8 protein-coding genes and 1 pseudogene are annotated in these 10,278 nt (G+C 72.5%); 3 read left to right on the forward strand and 6 right to left on the reverse strand.

Translation table 11 applies throughout. The features are described from left to right. Positions 1-125 precede the first annotated feature (125 nt). The 3 genes from ACFYNO_RS40975 to ACFYNO_RS40985 form a co-directional block, all read right to left on the reverse strand. Positions 126-413: a hypothetical protein gene (locus ACFYNO_RS40975; protein ID WP_388023844.1), complete on the reverse strand. Its 288-nt coding sequence runs from the start codon at positions 411-413 to the stop codon at positions 126-128. A 184-nt stretch (positions 414-597) separates the two neighbouring features. Next, the gene (locus tag ACFYNO_RS40980) at positions 598-1,308 is read right to left on the reverse strand and encodes an ATP-binding protein (RefSeq protein WP_388023860.1); all 711 of its coding nucleotides are present in this window, start codon (positions 1,306-1,308) and stop codon (positions 598-600) included. A gap of 1,385 nt (positions 1,309-2,693) precedes the next feature. Next, the gene (locus ACFYNO_RS40985; protein WP_388023846.1) at positions 2,694-3,815 is read right to left on the reverse strand and encodes an epoxide hydrolase family protein; all 1,122 of its coding nucleotides are present in this window, start codon (positions 3,813-3,815) and stop codon (positions 2,694-2,696) included. Between the two features lie 114 nt (positions 3,816-3,929). On the opposite strand from ACFYNO_RS40985, the gene ACFYNO_RS40990 reads away from it, so the two are divergent. Further along, positions 3,930-4,388 (forward strand): winged helix-turn-helix domain-containing protein, encoded by a 459-nt coding sequence (locus tag ACFYNO_RS40990; RefSeq protein WP_388023848.1) that lies wholly within the window; start codon positions 3,930-3,932, stop codon positions 4,386-4,388. Positions 4,389-5,245: 857 nt separating this feature from the next. On the opposite strand, the gene ACFYNO_RS40995 is transcribed toward ACFYNO_RS40990, so the two are convergent. After that, positions 5,246-5,404 carry a hypothetical protein gene (locus ACFYNO_RS40995; RefSeq protein ID WP_388023850.1) on the reverse strand — a complete coding sequence of 53 codons (159 nt, stop codon included), beginning with the start codon at positions 5,402-5,404 and terminating at the stop codon, positions 5,246-5,248. Positions 5,405-5,650: 246 nt separating this feature from the next. Between ACFYNO_RS40995 and ACFYNO_RS41000 the strand changes: the two genes are divergently transcribed. Continuing rightward, on the forward strand, positions 5,651-7,039 hold the full coding sequence (locus tag ACFYNO_RS41000) for a hypothetical protein (protein ID WP_388023853.1): 1,389 nt from the start codon (positions 5,651-5,653) through the stop codon (positions 7,037-7,039). A gap of 373 nt (positions 7,040-7,412) precedes the next feature. Here the strand turns inward: ACFYNO_RS41000 and ACFYNO_RS41005 are convergent. After that, a pseudogene (locus ACFYNO_RS41005) lies at positions 7,413-7,553 on the reverse strand (helicase associated domain-containing protein); the annotation flags it as partial. A 309-nt stretch (positions 7,554-7,862) separates the two neighbouring features. Further along, a complete protein-coding gene (locus ACFYNO_RS41010) occupies positions 7,863-8,057 on the reverse strand; it encodes a hypothetical protein (protein WP_388023855.1) in 195 nt (64 codons plus the stop codon). 450 nt (positions 8,058-8,507) lie between these two features. On the opposite strand from ACFYNO_RS41010, the gene ACFYNO_RS41015 reads away from it, so the two are divergent. Then, positions 8,508-9,428, forward strand: coding sequence for an LPXTG cell wall anchor domain-containing protein (locus ACFYNO_RS41015; protein ID WP_388023857.1), 921 nt, complete (start codon positions 8,508-8,510; stop codon positions 9,426-9,428). Positions 9,429-10,278: the final 850 nt, after the last annotated feature.

The raw sequence follows: 10,278 nt of genomic DNA on the forward strand, positions 1-10,278 counted from the left end.
GAGGAACTGCCGGACCGGTCACGCTCGATGATCCAGTGGGCCATGGTCAACTCCATGGCCACCCGACTGACCGCCAGCCCGGACAGAATCGGGCAGTACCTCCGCCCGAAACTCCTCGCGGCAGCCTAAATCGGTATCGAACACCCTCTCAGGCGGCCGTCGTCGGCCCCCCAGACGGCCAACAGCTGTTCGGCCCCGACGAGGGTGTCGTAGCAGCGGAAGCCGAACAGCCGGTCCGCCCGGAGGAAGCCCGCGGTGAAGACCAGGCCGCCCTCGCCGAACTGCGCGTGCACGCGGGCGGGCGCGTCCAGGGTGCCCTCGTGCGCGGCCACGAGGGCGTGGCGCACGGCGCGGATGGCGGTCGGCGCGTCGAGATGGGTGCGGACGTCCTCGTCGTTCAGCAGAGCGGGCATCGGTGTCGTCCTCCGGGTGGGCAGCGAGAGCTGAAGATCATTGTGGTGAGGACGGTCGGTCGGGTCATCGGTCCCCAGCCGCAGGCGGCCGGTCCGCCGTTGGTCCTACGCCCGCCAGCCGGACCGCGTCGCTCTGAGTAAAGGAAGTTAGTCAGGTCATGGGGCCCCAGCGGCCGAAGGTCGGTCAACTGCGAATCTGCGGGGGGGGGGGGGGGGGGGCCGTGGGTGCCCCCACCAGCCCCAGCCCCCCCAAGCCCCCCCCGGCGCGGGCGGCCCCAATGGCCCCCCCCGCCCCCCGGGACACCGGCGGGGGCACAGCCCCCCCCCCCCCCCCCCCCCCCCCCCCCCCCCCCCCCCCCCCCCCCCCCCCCCCCCCCCCCCCCCCCCCCCGGGGGGCCCGCTCCTGCAGCAGCGCCGCAGAGCAGCCCAGGGCGCGGGCGGCAGCATGGGCCAGCGCGGCCACCGGGTCCACGGTCGGGGTCAGTACCGCCACCGGCCAGTCGCCCGAGCCGGGCAGCGCCCCGTCGGCCAGCGCCGGCACCAGGCCAGCGCGCAGCAGCGAGGACTTCCCGGCACCGGAGGCACCGAACAGCACCACCAACGCCTCCCCGTCCAGGCACCGGTTCACCTCGTCGACCAGCGCCGCGGTGTCCTGCTCCCGACCGAAGAACCACCCTGCGTCCTCGGTGCGGTAAGCGGCCAGACCCCGGTAGGGACAGAGCGGTCCCGCGCCCTGTCCCGCTCCCTCACCGGCTCCGCCCGCGGAGGCGCCGACCTGCCCACCGTCGGCTCCGCCACCCGCCCCGCCGCCCGCACGCCCGTCGCCGACGGGGGAGTCGATCGCCTGCCGCCAGCACAGCTGCCACGCCTCGGGGTCGTACAGCTGCGGCACCATCGGCCGCGGCCGCTTGCGCCTCGCCTCGCCGATCAGCACCGCCAGCACCGCGGCCAGCGGCTCGAACCGGGCCGGAACCGCCCGCCCACCCCGCCAATCGCTGATCCGCTGCGCAGGCACCCGGACCGGGCACCCATCGGCCCTGACCCGCTGCGCCCTGGCCACCGAGCCCTCCACCGCCCGCAGCAGCGGACTGCCCGCCTCCCGGTACAGCAGGTCAAAACGGTCGCTGAAAGCGCGGCGCGGCGCGGGAATCTCGGGCCCCTCGGTCACAGCCCCAGTCTGCGAGAGCCCCGCAGCGCCCGCGGCGGCCTGCGACACCAGCAGCTGCTCGTTGTGGGGCGGGGCACCTTGGCGTGGCCTTCCCGGGCGAGGAACTGGGCGGGTCAGCGGCAAGGCCCGTGCGGGCCCGTGCCCGGTTCATTCGTGGGTGGGGCCGATGAGCTGGTGGAGGGCGAGAGTGCCGGTGCCGGTGGTGGTGGTCAGGCCGGCCGGGTGCCGGGCCGGCCATCGTGCCGGGTCCGGCTTCCTGCTCCACGGAAGGCCACTCGATGACCACCACCTCGCTCGCCGCGCCCGGACCGGACGACGGCGACCAGGCCGCCGGCCGCTCAGCGAAGGCCTCGCCCGGCGCGGACAAGGGGCCCGGCCCGCTTTTGAGCCGCCGTCCGTGGTCCTCGTTTCACCCGTTGCCGACACCTCCACGGGCACCTCCGCCGGCACCTCCGTGCCCCCGACAGCCGCTGAGCCCGTTTCCGCAGGCCAGCAACCCCGGACAAGGGGCCGAGCCCGTGGCGACAACCCACTTCCTGCCGCTGCTGAAACGCGGTGGAAGGCGGACTCGACGGAACCGGTCAGGAAGGGGGTCTTGGTGTCGCTCGGCCTGTGCCAGAGCGCCACCGCGAGGGAGCTCTGGCACCTGGTCCTGCCCGGACAGCACAACGACAAGGCCACCCGCGACGCCCTGATCGACCTGGAAGCCGCCGGGAGGGTGCGCGAGGAGCTGCGCCTGCCGGACAGCCGCAAGCTCTGGTGCCTGACCGCAGCCGGCCGCCGCGAAGCCGCCCAGCTGCTCGCGGCCGGGACGAAGCTGTCCAAGCCGCGCCCCGAGCGGGACGGCCGACGGTCGGCGGTCTGGACGATGGCCTCGACCCGCTTGCCGGACATCCGGCAGTCCCCGGTGTGGACAGCGCCGGCGGGCGCGATCGTGGACTCGGAGGCACTGCGTGCAGCAGCAAACATTCCCCCGCTCGACGGCCGGCTGGGACGGCGGGATGAAGGTGCCACGGAGCGAGGCCGTCGTTTCGCCGGTAACCCCGGCCCGGTGACCCGGAGAGGACGGAACCATCCCCTGGGCGGGGCTTCCCGTGGGGTGGCACGGGCAGTCAGCGGAACAGGCGGAAGAACCCGCGCACCTGCTCGACCAGCGACTCCGGCTGTTCCAGCGCGGCGAAGTGGCCACCGTGCGGCAGCTCCTCGAACCAGCGCAGGTCGGTGAAGCGCCGCTCGGCCTCCCGCCTCGACGGGCGGCTGATGTCGCGCGGGTAGACCGACAGCCCGGACGGCGCGGTCACCTTGTCCCGGAAGTCGGCGAAGCTCTCCCAGTACAGGCGCGCCGACGACGTGGCCGACGCGGTGAACCAGTAGACCGAGATCTCGTCGAGGATCGTCTGCCGGGACAACGCGTCCTCGGGATGGCCGTCGTTGTCCGTCCACGCCCAGAACTTCTCGGCGATCCAGGCGGCCTGCCCCGCCGGGGAGTCGGTGAGGCCGTAGCCGAGCGTCTGCGGCCGCGTCGCCTGGATCGCCGAGTACCCCCGGCCGGTGCGCCGCATCTCGTTCTCGGCCTCGAGATTCGCCAACTCCCCGGGGGTCGGGTCGTCGAACGTGCCCGCCGCCACGGATCCCAGGTTCAGGTGTACGCCGGCGACCCGCTCGGGCGCCACCTCGCCCAGCGCCCCGGACACCGCCGAACCCCAGTCGCCGCCCTGCGCGCCGTACCGTTCGTAACCCAGCGAGACCATCAACGTGTCCCAGGCGCGCGCGGTGCGGGTGACGCCCCACCCGGTCGTCGACGGCTTGTCACTCCAGCCGTACCCGGGCAACGACGGCGCGACCACGTGGAACGCGTCCGCCGGGTCACCGCCGTGCGCGCGCGGGTCGGTGAGCGGGCCGAGGATCTCCAGGAACTCGAGCACCGAACCCGGCCACCCGTGCGTGAGCACGAGCGGGAACGCGTCCGGCTCCGGCGAGCGGACGTGCAGGAAGTGGATGCCCAGCCCGTCGATCGTGGCGCGGTACTGCGGGAACACGTTCAGCCGCTCGGCGAACCCGAAGTCGTAGTCCTCGGCCCAGCTGCGGCAAAGCTCCCGCGCGTACGCCAGCGGCAGACCCTGTGACCAGTCGTCCACCGGCTCGCGCTCCGGCCACCGTGTCCGTCGCAATCGTTCACGCAGGTCCGCGATCTCGGCTTCGGTGACGCTGACCTCGAATGGCTCGGCGGACATGGCAAGACTCCTTACTGACATCTGCTCTTTGGGGTGATGGATCTGCCGTTTTGCTGACGGACGGTCACCTGTCGGCATAGACCATCTTGCATGCGATATGCGGATGGAGGCGGGTTGACGGCGAAGGCACGTCAGCGCCATGAGGCCGTGCGCCTGGAGGCTGCCGCGCTGTTCGGCGAGGGAGTCAAGCCTCCGGAGGTGGCCCGGCAGTTGCGGGTGAGCTGCAAGTCGGCCTATCAGTGGCACCAGGCCTGGAAGCGGGGCGGGGCGGCGGCGTTGGGCTCGCGCGGCCCGCACGGGCAGCGGCGCAAGCTCTCCGTGCGGTGCCAGGAGAAGCTGGCCGCGTACCTCGACCAGGGACCGGCCGCCCACGGCTGGGACGAGGACCAGGTGTGGACCGGTGCGCGGGTGGCCACGCTGATCGGCCGGAAGTTCCACGTTTCCTACAGCGTCTCGGGCGCCACCCGGCTGATGCGCCGGCTCGGCTTCACGCCGCAGACGCCCGTGCGGCGGTCCGCGGAACGTGACCCAAGCCCGTTACAGCCTGGAAGGAGGCGACTTGGGCGGAGGTAAAAGCACCAGGGCGGCCTGCGGCGGGTGGGTCTGCTTCGAGGACGGGGCTGGCTTCACGCGCAGGCCGCCTCGTGGACGAACCTGGGGGCGGCGGGGCGGCGCGCGCGGTGGTCACCGGCGAAGGCCTGCCCGCCTGCTGGGCGCCGACGGCCGGCCTGAGGGGCCGGTGCTGGCCGTGCGGGCCCCGCCGTGAGCGGGCACGCCCTGAGGCAGGGCGAGGCGGATTTCAGTGTCAGCGTCCAGTCCTGGGCGGTGGAGCGATCGCAGGGCTCCTGGCGTACGGACGTGCCGCGGTCCGGGGACGCGGCCGGTTCAAGGCACATGTTGCTGGCGACGTTGTCTGCGCCGGTCGCGTCCGGACGCGAGTGGCCTCGGTCGGCAGGTTGTAGTGGAGACGGCGAAAGGCCCGTGAAGACCCCGAGTTGATGCATTGACAGGTGCACGAAGGGTCGGTTACAACGTTGTAGAGCCCGGGCCGCACGACATCGTGGGCAGCCGCGCCGTGGATGCCGTCAGCACGACCCCCTTCGAGGTGATGCCATGAGGCGCGTCCTGTCGGTGCTGGCCGTACTGCTCGGCTTCGTCGGCCTGCTGACCATCGCCCCGGCCGCCCCGGCCGCCCCCGCCGTTCCGGGCGGCGGTAGTCAGATGTGGTCCGGGTACTCCTACTACCCACGGCTGGTCCGGCTGGAGCACAACGGATCGTTGAACGGCACGGTGGTGGCCGCGGTCGTCACCAACCAGAACAGCAACTGGGTCGGTGCCATTTTCCGCAGCACCGACAACGGCCGGACGTACGCACAGGTCGGCGCCGTCAACGATCCTGTCAACTCCACGGGCATGTGCTGCCAGACCCTCTACGAACTGCCGAGCGCGGTGGGCGGCATGCCCGCCGGCACGCTGCTGTGGGCGGCGTCGTTCGGCGCCGACGCGGGCAGCGGCAGGCACATGTCGGTCCGCGTGTGGCGCAGCAACGACCTGGGCGTGAGCTGGTCGTACCTGTCCACCGTGACCACGGCGTCGAGCAGCCTGGGCCTGTGGGAGCCGGAGTTGACCGTCGCGTCCGACGGCTGCCTCGTGGTGTTCTACTCCGACGAGACTGATCCGGCGCACAGCCAGAAGCTGGAGCGGGCGCGTTCCACCGACGGCGTCACCTGGACCGAGTTCAGCGACACCGTCGCGCTCGCCGACTCCTCCGCCCGCCCCGGCATGGCAGTCGTGCGCCGGCTGCCCGGCGGGTCCTACCTCATGAGCTACGAGGTGTGCGGTGGACCGCACACGTCTGCGAGGCGTACGTCCGCAGCTCGCCGGACGGCTGGGACTGGGGCACCCCCTCGGACATCGGCACCCAGGTGCGCACCGCGGACGGCCGCTACCCGGCGAGCACTCCCACCATCACGGTCGCGGGCAACACCGTGCTGCTCACCGCGATGCGCCTGCGCGACCCGGACGGCAGCTTCGCCGCCGGCGACGGCACAACGGTGCTCGGCAACGCCGGGGGCGGCCAGGGACCGTGGTTCGACATTGCCTCGCCGGTGCCGCTGTCCGACGCGGGCGGCGGCCCGGCCCCCACCTGCCCCGGCTACTCCTCGCCGCTGCTCGGTTCGGCGGACGGCAAGTCGTTCATCCAGATCACCACCGACCTCGACGCCGGCAACCAGTGCCGCGCGTACGTCGGCCAGGCGCCGGCACTGCCCAGGGGCAGCACCGGGTCCACCTGGGCCGCGGAGGGCTCACAGGTCTACCTCTCGCCGAACCAGCAGCACTTCACGGCCACCAACGGCACCGGCGCGCTGCGCAACATCTGGTGGGACGGCTCCACCGGGTACGCGGCGAGCACCTGGGCGACCGGGGTCACCGGCGATCCGGTCGCCTTCGTGGACGGCACCCAGCAGCACGTGTTCGTCCGCGGTTCGGACGGTTCGCTGCAGCACTACTTCTGGGACTCGGTGACCGGCTCGACCACCCACGACACCTGGGCGGGCGGCGGCCTCGCAGGCGACCCGGCCGCGATGATGATCGGCGACGCGCAGCACGTGTGGTGGGTGGACAGTGCCGGCACGCTGGAGCACTCCTGGTGGGACCCGGCCGGCGGCTCCCATCACGACACCTGGGCCACGGGTGTCACCGGTCGGCCCAGCGCGATGCTCGTCGGCGACGTGCAGCACGTGTTCGTCCGCACGCCGACAGGCGCGATCCGGCACGTGTGGTGGGACGCGGCACAGGGCTCCCAGACCGAGACCGTTCCGGCAGACGCGGCCAGCGACCTCGCGGTCGCCGAGATCGGGGACGCGCAGCACCTCTGGTTCACCGACAGTGCCGGCCGTCTCCAGCACTGGTGGTGGAGTCCCGGAGCGGGCTGGAGCAACGACACCTGGGGCAGCGGGGTCACCGGCCGTCCCACGTTCCTGCAGAACGGCGCCCAGCAGCACGTCTTCGTGCGCGGCAGCGGCGGAACGGTCGAGCACTACTTCTGGCAGTCCTTCGACGGGCTGCATCACGACACCTGGGGCAGCGGGATCAGCGGCGACCCCACCGCCCTGCTGATCGGGGACGCCCAGCACGTGTGGGCGACCGACACGAACGGGACCGTACAGCACTGGTGGTGGGACCTGGCGGACGGACTACGCCATGACTCCTGGGGCAGCTGACCCGCGGCCTTCGACATACGGGATCGCGGGTAAGCGCCGGCAGCGCCGTGAGCGCGGCGGCGCGGCCGGGGACGAAGAGCCGGTGCGCGCCGACGATCCGCCAGGGCTCGTGGGAGAGTGCAAGCGCGGAGCCCGGCCGGGGCGGGCCGGACCAAGGCGATGACGCTCTCGCCGGGAACGGTCAGTCTTGCTGGCCTTCGCGGGGCGGCGGCTGGTTCTTGCGGCGGGGGACCGGCGGGTGGACTCGACGGAGTTGAGCCGGGCCGGTGACGCGGCAGGAGAAGGACATCGGGGACGCTCCCGCCGGCGGTGACACCCTGACTGCTCAAGCGGTCCTGACGGCCCGTCAGCTGCCCGCGCCGTCCAGCCGGCATCAGCCTGCCAGGGCGCTGGCGGGCTGTCCGGGCGGCTGCAACGGCACTCCGAGTGCCTGCAACTGCCCGCGCTGCTCGGCGGTCAGCTTGTTCGCCCTGGCCCGGGTGTTGTTGAGCCAGATCCCCAGCGCCAAGCCGTCCTCGCTAGCAGCAGGCGATCATCCGCCGCAACTCCACCCTGGGCGAACCCTGAGGGTACCCACCGCCCGGAGGAGGAGGACGAGCGGGCCGCCGCCGAGGCGGCCCGTGCCCGCCGTAACCGCGACAGCCACCGCGCCGGCTACCTGAGACTGGCGCGCGATCATTTTCCCAGGCGCGCTGTCTCGGTTTCCCGAACTACCGGCATGGACAGTCGGCACACCATGGGGGGCGGTGGCGGGAGGGCCTGCGGCTTCACCGACGGCGGGGCAGCGAAGCCCGAGCCCGCTCCCCGGAGCCAGGTTGCGGGCTCAGGCGGCATCAAGCAGGCGCGGAAGCCGGTCAGCCACGAGGATGCTGTGGCAGCGCGCCGACGTCCTCCTCGTCGCCGAACTCGCCGGCACCGAGCGGGACGGCAAGACCCGCGCCGCCGAGCCCTGGGCATCACCGACACCCAGGTCGGCCGCTTCCTGCGCGAGCACCAGCAGCGCCGCGACGACCTCCACACCGCCATCGCCGAACGGCGCACCAACCTGACGCCCGATGACCCGCGAGACTGACCAACGGGCCTGCAAGCGGGTGTCGGTGGACGGAGCGCAGCGAAGGGGGATGCCCTGGCTGGGCCTTACCGCCCTTGGTGGTGCTGGTGACTGAAATGGGCGGCATCCCTTGGTGCCGCATTACGGCGGCCGTGCGAGCCTGCCACCACCGGGTGGGGGTGCGCCTCATGGCGGGCGGCCGCTGTTCTAGTCGCGCCGGCCCGGGAGCGGGCGGCGGGTTCGGGTGAATTGGGGACGGCGGCCAGGCGATCCCACCCCGGCGCCGAGTCGCGGCGGGAGCAGGCGTGTAGAGTTCGCGCCTGTCGATACACAACTGTGCCGATACACAGCTGTGCCGGTGTCGGGCGTGTCGACCGTCCCGGGTCCTCCGGTCCACCCCGCTCAGGAGCAACCGCCGTGCGTTCCACCACCTTCAGGGCCCTCATGACGACGGCCGTCCTGCTGACCGCCGGCGTCGACCTGGGTGCGACCGCCGCCCAAGCCGCTCCCGCCGACCCGTGCTCCGGAGGCGTGCAGACCCGCAATGAGCTGACCGCCAGCTGGACCGGGCTCGACGGCACCACCTTGGTGCCCGGCGGCGCCGCCCAGCAGAGTACCGCAGTTTTCCGGAACACCACCGGCCGCGACGTGAGGGACTTCCGGACCTCGTTCCAGATCGCCCCCGCCGACGCACCCACCGAGCTGATGGCCGACGCCTTCACCATCGAACTCAAGCTGCCCAGCGCCGACTGGCAGCCGGCGAACTTCGGCACCGGCAACAGCCAGAGCATCATCGATACGGGCAGCTACCAGCTGGCCGCAGGCGAGGCGGTCACCGTCGGGATCCGGGTCGCGGCCACCGGCCACGCGCTCGTGGGCACCTACGGCGGCACCGAGAGCGGCGGTTCGGCGCTACTCAGCGACGGCACCGGTAGCTTCATCGACTACTCCGCGAGCCCTACGCCCACCTCGCCGGCCGCTTCCTCCGCTGCGTCCCCGTCCCCGTCTGCCCCTGCCTCTGCCCCTGCTTCTGCCGTCGCCGCCGTGGCGTCGGCGCCGACTGCGACCAGCACAGGCACGGCCACCTGCACCCAGTTCGTCGGCTACTCCGCGGCCTCCTTCGTTGTCGCCGACTCCGCCGCGGCGGCCGCTTCCGTCACCCCGAGCGGGCCCGCGGCAGCGGCGTCCCCGCCCCGGACCGCGACCTCCGGCGCCCAGGCCCAGGCGCTCACCGATTCCGACGGCATCAGCGCCTTCACCGCCATCGGCGCCGCAGTCCTCACCGGCGGTGCAGGCCTGCTGTTTTTGCTCCGCCGCCGCAAGGCTCCGCAGCGCTGACGCCGCCTTCTACGGCGTCGATCGCCAGACCCTGTACATCCTCGGACTCGCTTTGTCCCAGGACGCCACCAGCCGCGCCGGGTACCGAGTTCGGCGGTGGCAGCCGCTCCGCCCAAGCCGGTACCGCCAGCCGGTCGTAGCGCGCTCGGAGTACCAGCTGGCCCTGGAGAGGACCGCGCCCCGCTGTGCGTTCTCGCTCGAGGTCGTGGATCTTGGCTGTTATGGGGTGACCTTTCGGCTGCCGTGGGGTGGGGATCAGGCGTAACACACTCGGTGGATGGCTGACATGGGATTGCCTGTTCCTGTGGGCGTGGCGGTGGCCGGGGAGTGTGCTTGAGTACGTGACCGCTGATCCTGCCGTTGCCGCGCGGCCGGCGTCGCCCGCGGCCCGCGCCACTGAGCGCGTACATCGTGTCCTCGGGCGGGAAGTCGCAGGTCAGCGTGCACCGGCAGTCGGCTCGGCCGAGATCCTTCGGCCGGAGCACCTGGCCCAGGCCCACGAGGCGCCCCGGGCTTGACCCCGTGTACATCGTTCGGAGCCGCACGTCGGTCGGCTGGACGGGCCGCGGCCGAACCGGACCGGCTGGGACATCGACGCCCGACACCCTCCCCGCCCCGGCGGAGCCGGCACGCTGAGCACCGCCGAGCCCGCCTACCCCGGACCGCTGGCAGCACCGCTACACCCGGGTCTGTAAAAAGAACGGTGTAACTTCCGATCAAGGAGAAGCACCTGATGAAGGAAGTCACCGTCTCGGCCGAGGACGCCGCACTCGAGCGGTTCGTCGAGTTCACCGAGGCCTGGGGCAAGAAGTACCCGGCGATCGTGCGGCTCTGGGAGAACGCCTGGGCG

This window comes from Kitasatospora sp. NPDC006697 (genome assembly GCF_042869935.1).
Lineage (GTDB): Bacteria > Actinomycetota > Actinomycetes > Streptomycetales > Streptomycetaceae > Kitasatospora.

Coding starts and splice junctions, on each gene's coding strand:
- ACFYNO_RS40975 (WP_388023844.1), bottom strand. CDS start 413: ATGCCCGCTCTGCTGAACGACGAGGACGTCCGCACCCATCTCGACGCG.
- ACFYNO_RS40980 (WP_388023860.1), bottom strand. CDS start 1,308: ATGGTGCCGCAGCTGTACGACCCCGAGGCGTGGCAGCTGTGCTGGCGG.
- ACFYNO_RS40985 (WP_388023846.1), bottom strand. CDS start 3,815: ATGTCCGCCGAGCCATTCGAGGTCAGCGTCACCGAAGCCGAGATCGCG.